Consider the following 20,324-nt stretch of genomic DNA (forward strand, 5'->3'; position numbering starts at 1 on the left):
ATTTTTATCGATGGGGCAGTCTACCAGCCCCGCGGGACAATCAAATTGTTGTTTTGAATGAAGCTGCTGTCATTGAGCGTACTCTCTGGGAAGAGCTGTCAGCAAAGTCACAAAAGTTCACTTGTGGGTTTGCGCGCCAATTAGAACTGACCAGTCAACGGGGAAAAGTCATATCGGGGCTTCCAATTTTTCACCGGAATCGTAACATGGTGCCAATTACTAGAAAAAATAATTCCCTTAGCTGATAACAACAAACGCGAGGACGCGATGATGCAAAGCGCCGATCAGCCCGGTAAAACCCGGCACTTCAGCCTCTCCACTCTCTCAGGAGCCATTGCAATTGCCACCGCCTTCGGTAGTGGCGTGCATGCGGCGGAAATCGAAGAGGTGGTGGTTACCGCGCAGAAACGTGCGGAAAACCTCCAGGATGTGCCGATTGCCATCAGTGCCTTTACCGGCGAAAACCTCAATGACCTGGGAGTCGAGAACCTTACCGATCTGGGTAAGTTCACCCCCGGGGTCGAGATGAACAACGATACCCCGCTACAGCCCACCTATAACGTGCGCGGTATTCAGACCGGTGATTTTACCGTTGGCTCCGATCCTGCAGTGGCCGTCTATGTTGACGGTGTCTACGCGAGTCGCGGTGCCGGTGCCGAAGTACCACTGACCGATATCGAGCGGGTGGAAGTACTGAAAGGTCCCCAGGGTACTCTGTTCGGGCGCAACGCCACCGGTGGTGCCATCCACATCATCACCAAGAAGCCTCAGGCCGGCAATGAGACCGAACTGAGCCTGACCGCGGGCAACTTCGGCCGTCAATCCAGCGATCTACTGCTCAATTATCAGCTGGCCGATAACCTGTACGGTCGCGCCACGCTGTCCAGCAACCGCCGCGACGGCTGGGCCGACAACCTGGCCGGAGGCTTCAGTGCCGGTGACCAGGACAGCCAAACCTATCGCGTGGCGCTGCTGTGGGAACCAGGGGACAATACAGAGGTGTTGTGGCGCGCAAACTACGGTGTTCTGGACCAGGGCAGTGCACTGCGCTCGTCCGTGGTTCCGTCACTGCAGGAGCGTGATGGCGGCACCGACGTGTTTGGGGACTATGCTTTGGACACTCCGACCATCGAGGATCGTGACGCCTGGGGTACCTCCCTGACCATCACTAGGGATTTCGACAATTTTACCTTTACCTCCATCACCGCCTACAGCGCCTTCGACGCCCATCTGCAGCAGGACGAAGACGGCACGGCACAAGCCGATTACATGTTCGGTTCCGCCAACCTCGACGACCAGAGTCAGTTCTCCCAGGAATTTCGTTTCAACGGCGCCACCGATAACCTGAAATGGACCCTGGGTGCCTCCTACTCACAGGAAAAGCTGGAGCATCTGACTGAAGCCTTTTTCACCACCGGTTCACTGGAGTCTTTCGCCGTGTACGAGGGTGTCCAGGCGACCAGTGAGGGCTTGAACCTGACCACCACTGAGCTGGAAGATCTGGCCGTGGCGACGCGTACGCAGTTGGCGCAGGCCGGTCTTGAGGGCTTTGCAGTATCCAATTTCGTATACGACCTGCTGCTGGGGACCGGTTTGCTGGATGCCGCCATGGCCGATGGGCTTGGCCCCCTGGGCCTGACCGCCGCCAATTTGAGCCGCGAGGACATTGTGACCCAGCTGATGGGAGGCATAGCCCCCTGGGTTGCCGGGGACAACCCCTGGAACGAGAATGTGCTCAATACCGGCGACTATCGCTCTGCGGCCATTTACGGTGACTTTACCTGGAGCCTGACCGACAAGATGGACCTGACCGTCGGCGCCCGTTACACCGCCGATAAGAAGGATTTCACCATTGAAACCGCTTATCAGAACCTGTTGCCGATCACCCTGGGCGGCACGACAGGACTGGTGGATGAGAATGGCGATCCCCTGACCATTACCATTCCGGTCGAAGTGCAGCCCGGCGTTATAGTGCCTGTCAATGTGAACAGTCTGCCCCTGCCGCAGGTAGCCCTGCAGCAGCCTTTTGGCCTTGCCTTCTACAACAACGGCCAGCCGTCTCTGGACAGCAAGCTCAGCGACAGCTGGAGCGATATCTCCGGTCGTATCGTGCTGGACTACCGCTGGAACGACGATGTGATGACCTTCGTTTCGCTGGCCAACGGTTTCAAGGCTGGGGGGTTCAACAGCTTGAATTTTGGTCCTGGCGTTGATGCATCTTTCGATCAGGAAAATGTGGTCAATCTCGAGCTGGGTCTGAAGAGCAGCCTGTTCGACAACCGGGTACGCTTCAATGCATCGGTATTCTCCTATCAGTATGACAATCTGCAGGAGCTAGATCTGGTGGGCGCACCCATCCCCAGCTATAACCTGCGAAATGCCGATGCCGAGGGCACCGGCGCTGAAATAGAGCTGCAATGGGCCGCTACCGACAATCTGTTTATTGCCGGTAACTACTCATATCTGGACACGGAATTCACTCGCTATCAGATTATCGAGGCAATCGGTGAAACCGAAGCGGACTCGCGAGTTGGGCAGCCCCGGGTATCCACGCCCGAAAACAAGCTCAACCTGATGGCCGAGTACACTGTGCCCATGAACTCCGGAGCTGAGGTAAGGTTGCGTGCCGACTACAACTGGACGGACGAGCGTATCGGCTCCATCACCGATCCGGCACGTATCATTGATGACTACCAGTTGGTCAACCTGCGCGCCGCCTGGAACAGTGCTTCCGACCGCTACTCCGCCGCACTGTGGATGCAAAATGCCACCGACGAGGACATTGCCGGTGGCTTCGGTGGCACTGGTGCCGCCATCGGCGCCAGCCCCGGCTGGCGCTATCTGCCGCGCACCTACGGAGCGGATTTCACTGTACGCTTCTAAGTAAGTCCAATCTGTTCCCAAAGCAAAAGGCCGGCAATCGCCGGCCTTTTGCTTGATCGAATTAGGCCCTGATGGACTTAGAAAGTGGCGTTAAATCTGTCAACTTTGTGGTTTATGCCATAGGAATTGCGCCAGAACTGCGTATCATGCCTTCAAAACAATTGTAGTTGGCCGGATCATGACCATATGTGAGCGTGGAGTGAACACGGAAGTTCAGGTGGAAGTCTTCTCGCGCTACCAGCGCATTCGGGGTGAAACAGAACACTTGGCGGAGCCTCTCTCGGCAGAGGATATGCAGTTGCAGTCAATGCCCGATGCCAGTCCCGGCAAATGGCACCTGGCCCACACCAGCTGGTTTTTTGAAACCTTTGTGTTGCAACAGCAGTCGGGTTACCGGTCCTTCGATCCCGCTTTTCACCAATTGTTCAACTCTTACTACAATTCGCTGGGTACGGCGTACAAGCGGTCGCAGCGGGGCTTACTATCCAGGCCCCACATGGAAACAGTGTTAGCCTATCGCAAAGCGGTCGATACTGCCGTTACTGAGCTGTTGGAAAACTCCCCATTAAAAACCGACACTCTCGATTTACTGGTTCTTGGCTTGAATCATGAGCAGCAACACCAGGAGCTGCTGCTCACCGATATCAAACATGCTTTTTCCCTGAACCCCGCCTTCCCGGCCTATACAGACTCAGAGTACACGGACAACCAGGGTGAATTGAGTGCTACGGCCCTCGACTGGCTGGAAATTCCTGCCGGTGTCTACGGTATCGGCAGTGAGGGAGAGCACTTCTTCTTTGACAACGAAGGGCCGGCACACCAGCACCTGGTTGGAGACTACCGTATCGCCTCCCGGCTGGTGACCAACGGCGAATACCTGGAATTTATCCAAGACGGCGGCTACCTTGAACCGCGCCTTTGGCTATCCGATGGCTGGGCCCTGTTACAACAGCAGAATTTGCGGCATCCCGCCTATTGGCACGAGCGGGAAGGGCAGTGGTATCAGTTCACCCTCTCGGGGTTGCAGCCTTTGCACAGTGATGAGCCGGTCTGCCACCTCAATTACTATGAAGCCGATGCCTATGCAACCTGGGCCGGCAATCGGCTGCCAACCGAATTTGAATGGGAAGTGGCCGCCTATCTGCTGCGCCAGCCGGACCAGTTGGCTAGCGCGAATCTGCTGGAAAGCCGCGCTTATCAACCACTGCGATCCCGCAGTGGCCGGCACCAGTTTATTGGTGATCTGTGGGAATGGACTTCCAGCGCTTATCTGCCATACCCCGGCTTCAAAGCCAGAGTCGATGCGATTGGTGAATATAATGGTAAATTCATGTGTAATCAGAAAGTCCTGCGAGGTGGCTCCTGTATCACGCCCGCTGACCACATTCGCCTGAGCTACCGCAACTTTTTTTATCCACACCAAAGCTGGCAGTTCACCGGCCTGCGCCTCGCGGGGGATCTGTCATGAATATGCCATTGAGAATTGTCCGGGACGATAACCTAGAGCGCACCGAATTTCTGCGAAATGTGCTGGCGGGCCTAAGAAGTACGCAAAAGACCCTGCCATGCAAGTACCTTTATGATGAAACTGGCTCGCGCCTGTTTGAACGAATCTGCGAACTGCAAGACTATTACGTCACCCGTACCGAAGCTGAGATCTTCTCGGACTACCTTCACGAGATGGCGGCACGAATAGGGCCAAAAGCAGTCATTATCGAACCCGGTGCCGGCAACTGTGAAAAAGTGGAACCCCTTCTCGCCAAACTTGCTGATCCAGTGGCTTATGTGCCGATGGATATTTCTCCAGAGATTCTGCTGGAGGCAAAAGCGCGAATCCGCTGTCGACTGCCAAATCTCACAGTACGCGAAGCGATTGGCGATTTTACCTGTAGTCAAATCTGGGAAGGGTTGTCCATCGGCAGCGGCCGTAACCGCGTAATCTTTTTCCCCGGTTCTACGGTGGGAAACTTCGAGCAGGAGGAGGCACAGCAGCTGCTGTCCTGTTTTGCCTCAGCGCTAACCTCTGGCGATGGACTATTGGTGGGCACTGATCTCGATAAGGATTCCGTAGTCTTGGAGCGCGCCTATCACGACAGCGAGCACCTCACCGAAGCTTTCAATAAAAATCTGTTGGTCCGTATAAACAACGAATTGGGCGGCAGTTTTGATCTGAGCCTGTTTGCGCATCGCGCCTTTTATCATCCTTTACGCAAGCGGATTGAAATGCATCTGGTTTGTCTGGCAAGCCACAAGGTCACCGTGGCGGGTGAAGAGATCAGTTTTCTGGAAGGAGAGACTATCCATACCGAAAACAGCCACAAGTATACCATCGAGAGTTTCAACCAATTACTCTGTGCAACGGGCTTTACACCGGTCGAGCACTGGTTAGACCCCGGAGCAAATTACGCGGTCCACTATGCGCAAAAGACTTGACTGGCACCAATTTAGCTAGATGATAGGTTCACCACTGCAGTTTTCAATACAATACTGCCTGACGAATACATAGAACTCAGTTGCGTTTCTTATCTAGCAGACTACCGGTATCCGACAAAATGTTACTCCTGCCGAATTGAGCCTAAGTCGGTTTAGGTCTGTAATTATGAATACAGGTTCAATTGTGGTGGGGCAAACAATTGAATTCCCTATCATGGCGGTTTAGCAGGCAATTACAGTTAAAGTTCAAATGAAATAATAGTATTCGGCGCAAGTAGTGGATTGAGGCTCGGATAGGGTTCGATGCAGAGTTTTATGTGTGGCGGGAGAAAAGGGTTTTTTCTCGCCAATGACAGGTACTATACGTTTGAGATTGCTCGATTGGTCGACGCACTATGGTTTGTGGAAGCTTTTCTGAGGCTATGGCTCCACTGGCTTCTAAACTATCGTTCTCGTAAGTGGTGGACACTGTTTGAAGCTGCGCGGACTGGAAAGTGGAGAGCATGTCAGGCAAACCGCGAGCATAAAAGGTTAGAAGAAATATTGTTCGATTATGCGGTAAAATTCCCTCTGCCCCTCAATAAAATTTAGAAATTATAGCGTATCTCAGCTCCAAAGCTGCGGGGTTCTAAAATATTTGTGTAAGGCGTACCAAACACTTCCAGGGTGCGACCGCTCGGAATGGCTGCACGCTGGTTATCCAACAGGTTGCGCCCCCAGAGTGCCAGTTCGTAGCTGGCGCTGCTATTCTGCCATGACAGGCGACCGTTGAGACGTTTGTCGTCCACACCGATACCCTTGATGGCACCAAAACTGGCCAGGTAATTGGGGTCCAGCTGGTCGTTGTTCTCCGCGTAGATGTAGTCCATGTGTAACTGTATCGATCCCACAGGTACCGCCGGTGTCCAGTCCATGGTCAGGGTGTAGGCGGTATTGGTAGAGGATTTATCGCGGTCCTGCTGTAATTCGCCCTCTGCATCATAGAAGGGGTCCCACTGGGATTCCTGGTCGCGGATCGTGGTCACCAGACCCAGGCGGAGTCTGTCCAGGGGAAGCCAATCGAGGGTGATCTCGAAGCCGTTAAACTTCTGGTCACCATTGATAACCCGGGGCAGGGCGTTGGCGGAGCCGGGCGGTTTGCTCTCTACGCTGCGCTGGCGGTTGTCCACGATCATATCGAAATAACTGAGTTGTACGCGCAGATTGCCGGGCAGGTCGCCCTTCAGCCCGAGTTCTGTATTTTTTACCTCTTCCGGTTCGGTGGGTGTGTCGGCGGTGAGGAGATTGAGGGAGTCGAAGCCGCCGGATTTGTAACCGGTGGAGTAGGATAAAAATGCCATCGCCCGGTCGCTGAAATGATACTGCCCCACCAGGCGACCGGTGGTTGCGCTCCACTTATCGCTGGCCCGGCGCACACCCTGTCCGACGTTGTAGTTGTCGGCGGTGGAGAAAATCACCTCCTCTATTTCTGTGCGTCGCCCGCGGAAATTTGTACCGGGTGTCAGCCAGGTAAAGGATTTCTCGTCGGCACTGTAGCGGAGTCCGGCAAGAAAGTTAAATTTGTCGGTAAAGGCATAATCCAGATCGAAATAGATGCCCCAGTTAGTAAAGTCGCCAGTGTTTTCCACCCGCTCAACCCAGTTCCAGTCTGCGTAGATAGGGCCAAGCAGCATACCGGTGCCGAGCATATTGTAGGCGACTATCTCGTATAAAACCCCGGTTTGTGGTAACGCGGCCCCTGTCAATAGGGTGGTAAAGGTGGCCCAGTCGTCTGCTTCCCACAGATGATCGACAGTGTCGAGGGCAGCAAGCGCCTGATCAGCAGCCAGATCGCCGGCACTGCCATCGCCCTGGTACCCCCCCACGGACAGCGCAGCACCGCTGGCGATCTGTTCGCGCAGAATCGGGTCATTGATGATATTGGTGGTTACCAGACGGGTCAACGAGTTGGCGGTGGCAGTGACTTCGGTGCTCTGGAAGATGTTTTCGTGTGAGTAATTGACTCCCATGACCGCGGTCAGGCGCTCGCGGATGAAATTCACCTGCAGTTCGTGGTAGCTGATATCTGAGTCGAAAATATTGTTGGTATCCAGGTAGCGGCTGGGGTCGGCCGTGCCATCTTCCTCCTCGCGATTATAGGTTTCCCAGCGGCGGTAACTGGATACCCACTTCAGGCTCCAGTCATCATTAAAGCTGTGCATCAATTTGGCGTTGAGTGTGGACATAGAGCGGGTCTCGCCATCACCACGCACATCGTTTTCCACCTTGCCGGCGAAGGGGTCTGTGCTGAAACCATAGGGACTGACACCTATGGCCTGGCGAGGTGAATTATTCACCTTGTCCCAGTCGTAGGCGAATTGCACGGTGGTGCTGTCACTGATCTCCCCACGCACAGCCAGGCGGCCGCTTACAAGATCCTCGGCCCCTGAATCCGCACCACCGGGGTAAATATTCTCGACAAATCCATCGCGCTGGTAGCTGATCAGATTACCGCGTATAAACAGGTGGTCGGTCATCGGCTCATTTACCATACCTTCCAGCTGCCGCAGGCCAAAGTTACCTATGCGCATTGAAACAAAGCCATCGAAATCGCTCTGTGGCGGATTGGGCAATATATTGACTGTGCCGGCCGCCGCATTGCGGCCGAACAGTGTACCCTGGGGGCCTTTTAGCACTTCCACCCGCTGGATATCTGTAAATGACATGGAGGTAGCCGGACCGGGAACATAGGCGTCATCGTAGAAAACGGACACCGAGGGGTCGCCGCCGGCACTGATAGTGGGGCTGCTGATACCGCGGATGCTAAACGCCGATTGAGTGATACCGGAGCTGACATCAAAGCCGGGAATATAGTTGGCCATATCGCTCAACCTGAGCGCATTGGTGTTGTCTATATCGTTGCTGGAAAAGATGTCCACGGTTACCGGCACGTCCAGTGCATTCTGTTCGCGCTTTTGGGCGGTGACGGTAACCTCTTCCAGGGTCAGATCTTCCGCCAGGCCCTGTGTGCTGATGGCAATAGCCAATGCCAGTGGACATCGTACAATGAATTGGTGTTTGCTCATCGAACTCTCCAGTGATTTGTTGTTATATGGGCACACAACTACGGTGGAGAACTCCAAAAGAATAATGATTGCCGGTGTAAGGCTGGTCCTTTTTCCACAGCGTGCCAACTGCGGTGTACTATTATTTTCTTTGTGCTAGACCTTCAGAGCATCAACTCGAAATTATCACATTAGTTTTCTTTTTTCTATACAGGTGTACCAGAACTGAGAAAATTTTTATTCCAAAAATGGCACTTTATTATTCTTTTTGATATTTCTTTTGAGGTGTAGGAAAAATTGATTGTGGGAATAGGGGGTTGTCGGGAGTTATTACTCAATAAAAATCTGCTAAATGCGTATGTATTTTTTGCAGGGATTTATAGATTATTTGTTAAGCCCAAGCTCCGCTTGAAATATTTTGACAGCGCTATCCCTTCTTGAATATAGCTTGATTTCCTCAGGAGGCAGGAGTATCGAAAGGGCCTCACTCTTTCTGAATCGAGGGCTAACCCGGAAGCTTGTTGTTAGCCGGTCACTCATTTGGTTGCATCATTTATAACAATAGTTGTTTTTCCATTTGATTTTTTTGTGGCTGCTGAGGCCGCGCATGGCCAGAAAAGTTTGGGTGGTTGTAAATATTATGGATACTGGCAGTTTTTGAGTTTCAATGAACACTTATTCAATAATTGGTTCGATTTCGTTCAACTGCAAACTCCACCATGCGGAAATTCCGGGTCCATTGGATTATCAGCAAATTCCCTGAATGAAACCTGGCGACAGCTGCTGCTGGATTGATGGCTGCTAGAGGCAGTTGGTGGGTTTCGGTAATCCGGCGATTTTGCTACCAATCCTGGCGGGGCTTGGTGGAAAAAGTTGCATCAGATAAATACTACGGCCCTTGTCGGCTCCCAGGTGCCGGCCTACATACTTAACCAGTGGGCGCATGGCAGGTGCCAATTCGAATTCCCGGTAGAATTGCCGCAATAATTCGATAAGCTGCCAGTGGGCCTCGGTAAGTTCTATTCCCTCCCGTTTGGCCAGTGCCTGCGCCACTGCCGGATTCCAGTCGGACAGGTGGCGAAGGTACCCATCCCTGTCCAGGGTGACGGCTTTGCCGTTGACTCGCATCGTTTCCATCACTGGAACCAGCTGACAATGGGGTTGTGGCGGGTACAGAGATCCACCCAGCCAGATTCATCCAGGGCCTGAACGCCGGGGGGAACAGAGACGCCTCTTGCCTGGGCGTCGGCTTCCAGGCAATAGGCGGGCCCAACAGCTTCCAATTGGTTGCCCTGCAGCGCATAGACGCCATCTTCGATCAATAGAAGGGTGTCACCATCGGCAAATGCGGAGAGGCAGTCCCTGAGCGCGTTGCTGGCAAAGGGCGATTTACTGACAATGTGCAGGGTCATGGTTAGAAATTCATTACTGAGTCGTAATTCCTGATAAAAGCACCGCTGTCGGCGACGGGCACTATTTCGAATTGTTCCCGGGCCAGTTGCTCTATGGAGAGGTGGCGTTTTGCCAGGCTTTTATTGCACACGTATACCCTTTCTATACCAAACATCGGCAGCGCCTGCAGGTTGCGCTGCAGGCTTTTCTGTCCGATCGCCTGGGGGGACTGCTGTGGCAGCAGCTGAAAGACGCCGTCACCACTAAACAGCAGGTCCGGGGCCTGCTCCATTGCCGCTGCCGCCAGTACCGCCTCTAGTCCCTCGCGTGCCAGTGCATTGCCATAAGGGGCCTGGCGGCATAGGGCCAGCAATCTTTTTGTCATGGTTCAGCCTCCGAAGGTGATCAGGCGGTCCGACCGGGCGACGGCGTCAGCCAGCTGTCCCAGGCCGGCCAGGTCGAAGCCTGGGGCGAGGTTGGCTGCGGGTTTCTCCAGCCGTCTGGCCTCCGCTTGACTGAGCAGACCCCGCCGCTGGGCGGCGGCGATGCAGATCGTCAGGTCGAGTTGGTGCTCCTGTTGCAGGGCCTGCCACTGGCTCAGCAGATCCGGCTCGTCCTGGGGCGGTGCGCTTAGGCCGCTGCCGTTGTGCACGCCGTCGCAGTAAAAGAATACACGGTAGATCTGGTGCCCGGCGGCCAGCAGGGCGCGGGCAAAGCGCAGTGCCGTCAATGCGGACTCGGACGAGTGGGGGGCGGCGTAAACTGCGAGCGAGAATTTCATAGAAGGCTAAACGCAAAGTGCCCCGCAAGGGCGGGGCACCAATGGGTTCACCGCTACGGGATCAGTCGTCGGAGGCGAAGCCGAACAGATGCAGCAGGGCAGTGAACAGGTTGAGTATATCCAGATACAGGGCGGTGGTGGCCATCAGGTAGTTGGTTTCTCCACCGTTGATGATGCGGCTGGTGTCATACAGGATAAACCCGGAAAACAGCAGTGCGATCACACCGCTCAACACCACCTGCGCCATCGGCAGGTAGACGCCGAAAAAGCTCGCGATCATCAGGCCCAGGGCGGATACCAGCACCGCGATCAGGCCCACAAACAGGAAGCCACCCATAAAGCTGAAGTCTTTGCGTGTGGTCAGCACATAGGCGGACAGGGCGAAGAAAACCAGCGCGGTGGTGCCCAGTGCCTGCATGACCACCTGTCCACCACTGGCGAGACCCAGGTAGTGGTTGAGCAAGGGGCCCAGGGAGGCGCCCAACAGACCGGTGAATGCAAATACGACGCCCACGCCGGCAGACGAGTTGGCGGTGCGCGGCAGCACAAACCAGACCAGTACTATGGCGGCGATGGAACACAGCAGGCCCAGTCCCCGGCCCATGTCCAGAGCCATTGCGATACCGGCGGTAAAGGCGCTGAAGAGCACTGTCATGGCCAGAAGGGTATAGGTGTTGCGTAGTACTTTGGCCGTTTCCTGACGATCCACTACGGCGGACTGTGAATAGACTCTTGGTTGCATTAGCGACTCCTGCTAGTGAACGATTGAGATGAATCATATCGATACTGGATTGGACCATCAAGTCGAAGTGTGGTTCTGGGGCTGAGCGGGCCAGACTTCAGCAGGGGTTGTGGCTGGTTAACGGCAGTTCTATGTCGACAATCAGAGGCAGGTGGTCCGAGGCCAGGCGGGTCAGCTCGGTGCGCGGCACCTGTATTTTGGTGACCCGGATGTGGCGCTCGACGAACACATAGTCAATGCGGACCTGAATCATGCGACTGGGGAAGGTGCCGAGCGCCCTGTGTCCCGGGGCATGCAGCTGGGCGTCGTGCAGGCTCCTGGCCAGCCGGTTGTATTCGACCGAGTTCGGCAGGGTGTTGAAATCGCCCATCAAGACCTTGGGGTCCTTACAGCGGGGGTTGGCGAGCCACCGGGGGCCCAGCAAAGCCTCTATCTGGCGCAGGCGCTCCGATTTGCTGAGGCCCAGGTGAGTGTTGATGAGGTGTATCTTTTCGCCGTTGTGGGTGATTTCGACCCAGACTGCACCGCGGGGTTCGTTCAGTCCCGGTAGAAGGCCGGGGCTGCCCAGTCCCGGTGGACCCGGCAGTGTCCCTTTTTTGATCAGGCGCATGGGCAGGTGAGACAGTATGGCGTCGCCGTAGCGCTCCTCCTCCAAGTGGATGGCCGGGTGGAACTGAAACTCCATTTCCAGGTAGTGCGCTATCTGCTGCGCCTGGTCTACGCCCCCGCTGCGGGCTCGGCTGACGTCCAGTTCCTGCAGCGCAACTACGTCCGGCTGGTAGCGGGCGATAATGCGCGCAATGCGTCCGGGTGCATATTTTCCATCCATGCCCAGGCAGCTGTGGACATTGTACGTCATGATACGCAGGGTTCTGGCGCCCACCGACCTGGGGGAGGGCAGAGCAAGCCTTGAATCCTGCAGGAACTGGTGTGCGGCGCGGCGCAGATCCTCAGCCCGCCAAAAACCCTTGGCCGGCGTGTGAATGTCGGCGGGCAGCAGCGTGAAGCCATTGGTTTCGTTGGGGCCCGGGCCTCCATGGGAGCCGTTTTCCACCGCGAAGGTCATGGGTTCCTGGCCGGCACACCAACCGAACATGAGGAAATCCCCCGCATCCGGGTGCCGGCACAACTGGGCCAGGTCCGCGGCGGTCTCGTCCCTGAAGGGATGGTCGTCACCGAGCAGGCGGGGGCCATCCTGAGGCAGTTGCACTGCGCCACTCAGGTGCCAGCCGGCCACGGGTGCGTCCGGTCCCTCCCCGTTTTTGTAGAGCACCAGCGGAACTCCGGCTTTCTCCACCACCGCGCGCGCTATGTCGGCGCGGGAGCAGCCATTTAGGCGTACGTTGTACAACATGGCCACAGGGCCCAGGGCGGCCAGCGCCAGGGGGGATTCACTGTGTACTGTTTCGCCCTGGTCTGAGGGGATCATTTTTTCGATCCACTCACTGCCGAACAGGCGCGCGCGCTGTAACTGCACACCCTGGTGGCCACTGCTGCGGAAGCCCTGGGCTTTCGCGGGCAGTTCAGCCAGAACTTCAGCCAGCGCGTCGGCCAGCGAGCGCCCGTAGCGCTCCTGGTAGGGTTGCGCATATTCCTGGCCATGGTCGGAGAAAATCCACACATCATAGTGCCGCCGCTGGGAGCGGTGCGCGGCCCGCCAGACTCTGGAGATGGCATTGTCGATGCCTTTGAGGGTCCAGTGTGCAAAGGCTGATCCGGGCCCGCGCCGGTGGGATTGTTCGTCGTAGCCGAGAAAATTGACGTATACGATAGGCAAGCCACGGGCTATGTCTATCTTGACCCCAAAGGTGCACAGTTCCCGCATCAGAATGGTCACTGCGACCCGGGTGGGCACGAACATCAGTTCCCGCCAAAGGTCCTGGCCGGCAATGATGCCGCGCACTGAGTCTACCAGCGCCAGCACCGATTCGATCAGAAGCAGGGTGCCGGTGCGGACAAAGCCCCAGAGATTGCTGAGCAACACCAGTAGTACGGTTATTGGGCCGGCGTCCCGCAGGGCGGGGCCCCAGCCCTGGGAGGCGGGGCAAAAGTGGGCCTCGCCATCCTCGGTACCGGCGCGAAACAGGCTCAGGTAACAGCTGCCGCCACGCAGCAGGGGCTCGGTGTGGCAGGCTTTGAGTTTTTCCTCGACCCGTGTGGCTGTTTTGGGGTCGTACATCCTGACCAGTTCCTGGGTGTCGCGCATCATAAAGCCAAATGCGGGTACGATTGCGCGGACGCCGTAGAAAAGCTCTGCCTGTACCGCGGGGGTGGTGGATGGAACCCCGGGGAAAAGATGCTGCAGGTGGTAGTGTTCCTTGCGAATCAGGCGGCGCAAAAAGCGCATCTTCCGGTTTGCGAGCGCCTTTTGCAGCTGAGGATAGGCGAGGCCGTCGATCTGGATCAGAATCAGACCGTGGTCGTTGGGGTGGCTGTCGCTGCGCGAGAGCTTGAGCAACTTCGCCATCCACTCGCTGCGGCTGAAGTGACGGCGCCAGCGGCGCAGACGGGACTCAATTCGGGATAACATATCAATCCGGGTGCCGGGGTTGTTCGCCACCCAGGGCGGCACCGGCGGCACTGGTGACGCCTTCGATGATTTCCCATTGTGCCGCAACCAAATGGCGCATGCGCAGCCACTGGGCATACAGGGAGTCGTCCAGGCGCCAGTCGTGTTTTAGTAGCGGCTGATAGAGTTTCAATGCCAGATCGGCACAGGTGTGCATGGAAAAATGCTGTGCGGTCTGCAGGGCTGCCTTTTTTAATGCCTGCTGTTCGGCGCCGTCGAGCTGGTATAGCCATTCCAGCGCTTGCGTGAACTCTGCGGCGCTGCCAGGTGTTACCAGGCGACCGTTTACTCTGTCTCGTACCACTTCGCGGCTGCCGCTGGCATCCACTGCAATAACCGGCGTGCCAGCGGCCATGGCTTCCGTGAGCACCATACCCTGGGTTTCGCTGGTAGAGGAAAAGACGAACGCATCCATGGCGGCGTAGGCATCCCGCTGTTCCACCCCCTGCAGGGTTCCGGGCATGTGCAGGCGGTCGATGAGCCCGCGACTGGCAAACAGGGCCTTAACACCTGCGGCGCTGGGGCCGCTGCCCACCAGCAGGAAGTGAACGTCGCTATGGGTTCGCAAAAAGCTGGCCACCACGCCAGCGAGAAAGTCGAGGTTCTTTTCCGGCGCCAGCCGGCCCAGATGGCCCAGCACAAAGGCCCCGGCGGGTATTGCCATGCGGGTGCGCGCGGAGAGACCGTCTCCGGGGGTGAACTGGAGCTCAGATACTCCGGTCGGAACCTCAGCTATCGGTGTGGCGACTCCCCGTGACTTCAGTAGCGCGGCCACACTCTGACTGGGGGCAAACACCAGGCTGGCCAGATTGGCGTAGCGGGTGGCAAGTTCGATTACAAATCGCTTCAAGACCTGTGAATCTGCCGGGACATAGTGGGTGTAGCGCTCATAGAGGGTGTGGTGGGTAAAAACCAGTGGCAGTTCCCGCTCGCGCGCGATACGCAGCGCGGTCATGCCCAGCAGGAAAGGGTGATGGGAATGGACGATATCCGGTTGAAAATCCTCCAGCTTTTCCCGCAAGTCGCCGCTGAAAGGGAGAGCTACGGAAAAATCACTGCCATTGAAATTCTGCAGGGCGTGAATGCGCACAACGTCGCGCTCACCCCTTATCTCAGACGGAAAAGTGGGCGCTACAACCAGCACCCGGTGTCCCCGCCGCCGGTATTCGTCACTGAAGGCAGCCACCGAGCGGGCGACCCCACCCACGTGCGGCAGGTAGGTGTTGGTGAGCATCACAATGTTCACAGGGCGGTAAGCTCCACCAGGCTGGTGTCCGCGCTCGCCACGGCTGCGACGAAACCAATAGGTCGCACCTCGATGGGGGGCTCCCGGCGATACCACTCCGCTATCCACCGGACCTGGGGCCTGGTGCCGGGGATGATTTCCAGCGAGATTTTGCCAAAGCGGGTGAGGGCGGGGCCGAAGGTGATTGGCGCCCGAGCCGATTCGTCGGTGAGCCATTCCGGCGGCAAACCGGAAGCCAGTATGAGGGATTCGCCCTCCTCGCGCACAAAACAGTTGCGCTGCATGGCGATCCACTCCGCCGCCGCCCAGGCGTGTTGGCCGTCGCCCATACAGCCGCCCAGGGAGTGGGGGTGGATGGCTTCCGGCCACTGGCCTGTGGGTGAGGCCAGGGCCGCGACATTGCGCATGAGCTGGAGGCAGCGGCTATCCCCGGCGCGCAGCATCACCTGGGCGATATGCAGGGTGAGGTAGGCATTGATACCGGAGTGAATCATATCCTGGAAGAAACCACCGCCGACAAAACAGTTGTCCAGTAAATACTCCACCAGGTCTGTCAGGCGGGGATCCTGTGCGGGATAGAGCTGTAGAGGGTAGCCGGCGGCGATGGATCCAATGGCGCCGGAATCCAGCCGGCGATTCGGGGAAGCGGGCATCGCGGGCCGTCCCAGCCGTTCGGCCACCGCAGCCAGGCTGGCGTCGATGGTCTGGCGAAAATCCATCGCCTGGGCGGTAAAGGCCTCGCGTTCTTGCTGGAGTCCCTCGCGGTCGCAGATGGCTGCGGCTGCCAATTGTCCCCCCAGTCCCCAGAAGTCGTCCCAATAGTAGCAGTCGTTTGGGCCCAGGTGCTCGGCGCTGAAGCCCGCCGGCAGCAAGCCGCCGCAGCGACTGCCGTCCCTGGGGTTGCGTTTAGAGTCAATCCAGCGGGCCCCGCGCAAAACCGGTTCTCGCCAGCGGGACTTGAGGTGCCGATTGGTCAGTTGGCAGAAAATATCGAATATCCACAGGGCCTCTCCGTTGGAGTCCCACTCACCGTCCTGGGAGTGGAAGAAACCATCACCCTTTTGCCGTTTCGGAAATTGATCCAGAGCGCGTTCGGCGCGCTCCACAAGTCCCGCATAAAGCAGTGACTGGATCATGAAGGCCGCATCGCGAAACCAGAACCGCTTGTAAGTGAAGGGGCCGGGGTAAACATCGCAGGGCGAATGCAGTATCAGGGTCCGTACGGCCGCATCATAGATAAACTGCAAATGCGGGTCTGGTACCGACAGGGCGCAGTGATTGTGCAGGCAGTCGGCCCAGCGCTGGGCGGGGCCGGAAGTATGTTTGTCGCTGTGCAGTGGAATATGCACGCTGATATCCAGTGGGTCGCCGGATTCAACGCGAAACATGGCGCCGGCGGTAGCCATGCCCACTTCACATTCGCTGTGGGTCCGGCCTCCAGTATCCTCCAGGTGCAGGAAAACATCGCCGTGCCGATAATCGGATGCCAGATGCCGCTCCACCGGGCGGTCGAACTCCACCGCCTGCTTCTCCTCGATCAACCAGCTGCGGCGGCGCTCGTCCAGTCGCACCTTGTGCAAAAAGCTGACACCCTCGGGGTTGTATGGCCGCAGTGCCACCACCAGCCAGCCGCCTTGCCGGCACTCAGCCGTCAGCTCCAGTACACAGTGGCGATCTTTAATGCCGCCCTCTACCAAAACCCGGTTGCGCAGGCGGTTGCCACCACTGGCGGTTTCGGTGACCACGGCAATATTGCTTCCCATTTCCAGTCTCTGGCAGCAGTCGTCCGTCTTAGCCGGTATCAGCCTGTCGCCGCTGTCATCCACCACCCATACATCAATCGACCAGCTGTCGTAATAGGGCATCAGCAGACCGCGGGGGTCGACGATAGGCATTTCCTCGCAGTCCGGCTGGCCCACGGCGGTCCAGTTGCGGTGGCTGAGATTGCAGTGGGTGATGGAAAAGGCACGGGGAATAAACGACTTGTCGGTGGGGTCAAACTGGCGTTCCACCCAGTAGGGCCAGACCCAGTCCAGATTGTGCTGAATCACCTTGCTGTTCATCAGCGCGCGGGCGTGGAAAACCACTCCTGCGCGCAGCAGTTCTATGGGCTCGGCAACTTCCGAGGGCTCCGAAAACCGTTGCAGGCGCGCCATCACCGAAAGCGGGTCGAGAAAGCCGTGTGCTCTGGCGAATTTGCCGACCATGAACCGCCAGGGCAACCATTTCATCCAGGGCATCAGAGGTCCTCGATATCAATTTTTTGCGCCAGAGCGCGGCGGGCAAAACGCATCAGTCCCACCACACCGACGATAGCCAGAATGAATCCCAGCACATAGAAGGCCCATTGCACCGGGGTGCGCCCGGCGTCCATGCTGCCCATTGTGGCCAGGTCGGAGGCGATAGAACCTATATAAACATTGTGTACCGTCAGCGGGATGATGCCGATCAAATTGCCCAGAACGAAATCCCACAGGCGCACAGGCGTGAGACCGAAAAAGTAATTGGACAGTTTGAACGGAAACAGCGGCACCAGTCGCGTGAGCATAATCAAGCGCCAACCTTCGTCCCGCATGATTTCCCCCAAATTGGGCGGTTTCACGTGAGATAGCAGCCAGCGCGAAGGGCGGGGCCCTATACAGTAGCGGGCGATCAGGAATGCGATGGTGGCGCCGAGTACAGTACCGGCCAGGACGAAGATGGTGCCCTTTATCACACCGAATACGAATCCGGCCCCCATGGTGAAAACCACTCCCGGGGCCAGGCAGACAATTGCCGCCGCCATGATCAGAACGAACAGTAGGCTCGCGTGCCAGCCCTGGCCGTCGAGCCACTGAAGCAGGGTGACGAGTTGGTCGTCGAGATCGAAATACAGAATCAGGCCGAGGGCCAGGGTCACCACCAGGATGCAGACCACTGGAATCCATATCGGAGAACTCTTCACGCCTTTACCACGCCCCGAGTCGATACTGCAGACCGGGAACACTTCGCGGCCTTCCACTTTACAGCCTAGCCAACTGTTTGCGGCCATCCGCCTTTTGGCCCGATGCAGTGCAACTGGACCCGGATCGCTGTGTAAATGAGGGAATTCCGGCCCTCCGGCCACCAGGGGTAAAGCCGCGGTCCAGTTTGTTTCGCGGGAGATTTGTAAATTTATTATCAGCTTAAATTTATTTAATAAAATCAATTAGTTATGGTAATTTTTTAAACTTAAGTATACAGTTTGGATATATGCCCACACCCCTCACTCTTCCCGATGACTGGAGTAATATCCCTGGCCTTGGAGGCATCCCGGCATCCTGCTACACTCGGCCGCCCTCAAACGGCAGGCGATGCGATGCCCATGAATGCTGCTGACCGCGACACAAACAGGGTTCAGTAAAGGTCCGGCGTTCCCACAGTGCCTATGACTCCACTTCCCCTCTACTTTCAGAACGGCGCGGCGGTAGCGGAATTGCCCCCGGACCACAGCATCTCCAACGGGCTGCTGGAAACCATGCGCTGTCAGGGTGGCAACTTGCCGCTGTGGCCATTGCACCTCGCGCGGCTGCAGCGCTGCAGCGCTTTACCGGTGGACCAGTTACAAAGCCTGGAACAGGGGGTCAGGACGGCGGTGGCCGAGCTGGAGGGCCGGGTGCTGAAACTCCGGTTGCGATACGGCAGGATGGGAGGTGACCGCTACTGGGATCTGACGGTCTCGGAGTTGGATTCCGGCCCCCTGTCGGCACAGGGCGCCACTCTATTTCTGTGCAAGACCCGGTTGCTCACTTCCCGGGGCGTGAACCCCGGCTGCAAAAGGCTATCGCGGAAACGATATAATCTCGCCGCCGCTGAGCTGCCGTCGGAGTGCGGCCCCTGCGAAGGCCTGCTGATGGACGACAGCGACCAGGTGATAGAAACACTGCATGGTAATATTCTGCTGCGGCAGGGGAGCGACTGGGTGACTCCGGATCTGACCGGCGCAGGTGTGCGGGGAGTGATGCGGGACTGGCTCCACAGCGGGATTCCGCTGCTGGAGCGGCCCTGCTCGCTGGACTCTGTACTGCAAGCAAAAGAGCTGGCGGTGTGTAACAGTGTTCGCGGCATAGTCCCGGTGGTGGAACTGTTGGGTTTTCGCCGCTGGAGGCCCGGTGAGGCAACGCAAAACCTGCAACGGCTGGTCGCGGAAGGGTTGTGGTGAGTAGACAAGCAAATTGGAGGCGCCTATCCGTCGCTTTGTAATCGGCACTGTCCTGGTGGCCGCAGTGGTTTCGGGTGCTGCCCTGTGGGCGGCGCAGGCCAGCCTGGTGCGCCCGCTGGCCATTCCCGGGGAGGGGCTGCGTATCGATGTGGAGGAGGGGAACAATCTGTCCCGTGTCCTCAACCGGCTGAGCCGGCAGGGTGTGATCCAGTGGCCCCGCCTCGCAGTGCTCTATGCGCGCTGGCGTGGGGAAACGGCCATTCACGCGGGGGAATACCTGCTCCCCCAGGGTTCCAATGCCATGGATCTGGTGGGCCGTCTCAATCGCGGCGATGTAACCCGCTACCGCCTTACACTGGTTGAGGGCTGGACCTTTCAGAAGGCGCTCAATCAGGTCCGCTCTGGCCGGAAAATAGTCAAGACCGCACAGGGCGAGACCGCAGAGGCAGCGGCGCAGGCACTGGGGCTCGCAGGGGAAAGTCCCGAGGGTTGGATTTTTCCCGATACCTATATCTATCGCTCCGGGACCAAGGATATGGATTTGCTTCGGCAGGCCCACAAGCGGATGCAACAGGTGCTGGAGGAGGAGTGGCAGGCCCGCGCTGCGGAGCTCCCCTACGACTCCCCGTACCAGGCCCTGATCATGGCTTCGCTGGTGGAAAAAGAGACGGGTCAGCCATCCGAACGCGAAGCCATTGCCGGCGTGTTCGTGCGCCGGCTCAATAGAGGTATGCGGCTGCAAACAGATCCGACGGTAATCTACGGCCTTGGTGAGACCTACGATGGCAATCTGCGCCGCGCTGATTTGCAGCGGCCAACACCTTACAATACCTATGTCATTCGGGGACTGCCGCCCACGCCGATAGCCCTGCCCGGGCGAGAGGCGATTCGGGCTGCGCTCAACCCCGAGGATGGGAACAGCCTTTACTTCGTCGCCAAGGGTGACGGGTATCACCATTTTTCGGCGACACTGGCCGAACACAACCGCGCTGTGCGCGCCTATCAGCTCAGGCGCCGCAGCGACTACCGCTCCAGCCCGGCACAGGGGGACTGA

15 protein-coding genes are annotated in these 20,324 nt (G+C 57.5%); 5 read left to right on the forward strand and 10 right to left on the reverse strand.

Features of this window, described 5'->3' with window-relative positions:
* Positions 1 to 267: 267 nt before the first annotated feature.
* The 3 genes from AB1S50_RS09275 (at position 268) to egtD (ending at position 5,316) form a co-directional block, all read left to right on the forward strand.
* Positions 268 to 2,883 carry a TonB-dependent receptor gene (locus AB1S50_RS09275; protein ID WP_367150328.1) on the forward strand — a complete coding sequence of 872 codons (2,616 nt, stop codon included), beginning with the start codon at positions 268 to 270 and terminating at the stop codon, positions 2,881 to 2,883.
* Between the two features lie 199 nt (positions 2,884 to 3,082).
* Positions 3,083 to 4,351: an ergothioneine biosynthesis protein EgtB gene (egtB, locus tag AB1S50_RS09280; protein WP_367150330.1), complete on the forward strand. Its 1,269-nt coding sequence runs from the start codon at positions 3,083 to 3,085 to the stop codon at positions 4,349 to 4,351.
* Positions 4,348 to 5,316 carry an L-histidine N(alpha)-methyltransferase gene (egtD, locus tag AB1S50_RS09285; RefSeq protein ID WP_367150331.1) on the forward strand — a complete coding sequence of 323 codons (969 nt, stop codon included), beginning with the start codon at positions 4,348 to 4,350 and terminating at the stop codon, positions 5,314 to 5,316. Before egtB ends, egtD begins: the two co-directional genes overlap by 4 nt.
* A gap of 587 nt (positions 5,317 to 5,903) precedes the next feature.
* On the opposite strand, the gene AB1S50_RS09290 is transcribed toward egtD, so the two are convergent.
* The 10 genes from AB1S50_RS09290 to AB1S50_RS09335 form a co-directional block, all read right to left on the reverse strand.
* Positions 5,904 to 8,381: a TonB-dependent receptor gene (locus AB1S50_RS09290; protein ID WP_367150332.1), complete on the reverse strand. Its 2,478-nt coding sequence runs from the start codon at positions 8,379 to 8,381 to the stop codon at positions 5,904 to 5,906.
* 780 nt (positions 8,382 to 9,161) lie between these two features.
* Positions 9,162 to 9,488 carry a TusE/DsrC/DsvC family sulfur relay protein gene (locus AB1S50_RS09295; RefSeq protein ID WP_455363744.1) on the reverse strand — a complete coding sequence of 109 codons (327 nt, stop codon included), beginning with the start codon at positions 9,486 to 9,488 and terminating at the stop codon, positions 9,162 to 9,164.
* 8 nt (positions 9,489 to 9,496) lie between these two features.
* A complete protein-coding gene (gene tusB, locus AB1S50_RS09300; RefSeq protein WP_367150334.1) occupies positions 9,497 to 9,772 on the reverse strand; it encodes a sulfurtransferase complex subunit TusB in 276 nt (91 codons plus the stop codon).
* Between the two features lie 2 nt (positions 9,773 to 9,774).
* Positions 9,775 to 10,137: a sulfurtransferase complex subunit TusC gene (tusC, locus tag AB1S50_RS09305; RefSeq protein ID WP_367150335.1), complete on the reverse strand. Its 363-nt coding sequence runs from the start codon at positions 10,135 to 10,137 to the stop codon at positions 9,775 to 9,777.
* A gap of 3 nt (positions 10,138 to 10,140) precedes the next feature.
* Positions 10,141 to 10,533 (reverse strand): sulfurtransferase complex subunit TusD, encoded by a 393-nt coding sequence (gene tusD / locus AB1S50_RS09310; RefSeq protein ID WP_367150336.1) that lies wholly within the window; start codon positions 10,531 to 10,533, stop codon positions 10,141 to 10,143.
* Positions 10,534 to 10,594: 61 nt separating this feature from the next.
* Positions 10,595 to 11,275, reverse strand: coding sequence for a Bax inhibitor-1/YccA family protein (locus AB1S50_RS09315; RefSeq protein WP_367150337.1), 681 nt, complete (start codon positions 11,273 to 11,275; stop codon positions 10,595 to 10,597).
* A 97-nt stretch (positions 11,276 to 11,372) separates the two neighbouring features.
* Positions 11,373 to 13,805: an endonuclease/exonuclease/phosphatase family protein gene (locus tag AB1S50_RS09320; protein ID WP_367150338.1), complete on the reverse strand. Its 2,433-nt coding sequence runs from the start codon at positions 13,803 to 13,805 to the stop codon at positions 11,373 to 11,375.
* Between the two features lies 1 nt (position 13,806).
* Complete coding sequence (locus AB1S50_RS09325) at positions 13,807 to 15,090, reverse strand: glycosyltransferase (protein WP_367150339.1); 1,284 nt, start codon at positions 15,088 to 15,090, stop codon at positions 13,807 to 13,809.
* On the reverse strand, positions 15,087 to 17,330 hold the full coding sequence (locus tag AB1S50_RS09330) for a hypothetical protein (protein ID WP_367150340.1): 2,244 nt from the start codon (positions 17,328 to 17,330) through the stop codon (positions 15,087 to 15,089). The genes AB1S50_RS09325 and AB1S50_RS09330 overlap by 4 nt, the downstream gene beginning before the upstream one ends.
* A complete protein-coding gene (locus tag AB1S50_RS09335; RefSeq protein ID WP_367150341.1) occupies positions 17,330 to 18,034 on the reverse strand; it encodes a TVP38/TMEM64 family protein in 705 nt (234 codons plus the stop codon). Before AB1S50_RS09335 ends, AB1S50_RS09330 begins: the two co-directional genes overlap by 1 nt.
* Positions 18,035 to 18,496: 462 nt before the next feature.
* On the opposite strand from AB1S50_RS09335, the gene AB1S50_RS09340 reads away from it, so the two are divergent.
* Together AB1S50_RS09340 and mltG are read left to right on the forward strand one after the other, a co-directional pair.
* A complete protein-coding gene (locus AB1S50_RS09340) occupies positions 18,497 to 19,270 on the forward strand; it encodes an aminotransferase class IV (RefSeq protein WP_367150342.1) in 774 nt (257 codons plus the stop codon).
* Positions 19,271 to 19,283: 13 nt separating this feature from the next.
* Positions 19,284 to 20,324 (forward strand): endolytic transglycosylase MltG, encoded by a 1,041-nt coding sequence (mltG, locus tag AB1S50_RS09345; RefSeq protein WP_367150343.1) that lies wholly within the window; start codon positions 19,284 to 19,286, stop codon positions 20,322 to 20,324.

Origin of the sequence: Microbulbifer discodermiae, from assembly GCF_040742695.1 — a bacterium.
Classification (GTDB): domain Bacteria; phylum Pseudomonadota; class Gammaproteobacteria; order Pseudomonadales; family Cellvibrionaceae; genus Microbulbifer.

What these genes read in the sequence shown, in the direction of transcription:
- AB1S50_RS09275 (WP_367150328.1), top strand. Translation starts at nt 268, where the DNA reads ATGATGCAAAGCGCCGATCAGCCCGGTAAAACCCGGCACTTCAGCCTC.
- egtD (WP_367150331.1), top strand. Translation starts at nt 4,348, where the DNA reads ATGAATATGCCATTGAGAATTGTCCGGGACGATAACCTAGAGCGCACC.
- AB1S50_RS09290 (WP_367150332.1), bottom strand. Translation starts at nt 8,381, where the DNA reads ATGAGCAAACACCAATTCATTGTACGATGTCCACTGGCATTGGCTATT.
- AB1S50_RS09295 (WP_455363744.1), bottom strand. Translation starts at nt 9,488, where the DNA reads ATGCGAGTCAACGGCAAAGCCGTCACCCTGGACAGGGATGGGTACCTT.
- tusB (WP_367150334.1), bottom strand. Translation starts at nt 9,772, where the DNA reads ATGACCCTGCACATTGTCAGTAAATCGCCCTTTGCCAGCAACGCGCTC.
- tusC (WP_367150335.1), bottom strand. Translation starts at nt 10,137, where the DNA reads ATGACAAAAAGATTGCTGGCCCTATGCCGCCAGGCCCCTTATGGCAAT.
- tusD (WP_367150336.1), bottom strand. Translation starts at nt 10,533, where the DNA reads ATGAAATTCTCGCTCGCAGTTTACGCCGCCCCCCACTCGTCCGAGTCC.
- AB1S50_RS09315 (WP_367150337.1), bottom strand. Translation starts at nt 11,275, where the DNA reads ATGCAACCAAGAGTCTATTCACAGTCCGCCGTAGTGGATCGTCAGGAA.
- AB1S50_RS09320 (WP_367150338.1), bottom strand. Translation starts at nt 13,805, where the DNA reads ATGTTATCCCGAATTGAGTCCCGTCTGCGCCGCTGGCGCCGTCACTTC.
- AB1S50_RS09330 (WP_367150340.1), bottom strand. Translation starts at nt 17,330, where the DNA reads ATGCCCTGGATGAAATGGTTGCCCTGGCGGTTCATGGTCGGCAAATTC.
- AB1S50_RS09340 (WP_367150342.1), top strand. Translation starts at nt 18,497, where the DNA reads ATGACTCCACTTCCCCTCTACTTTCAGAACGGCGCGGCGGTAGCGGAA.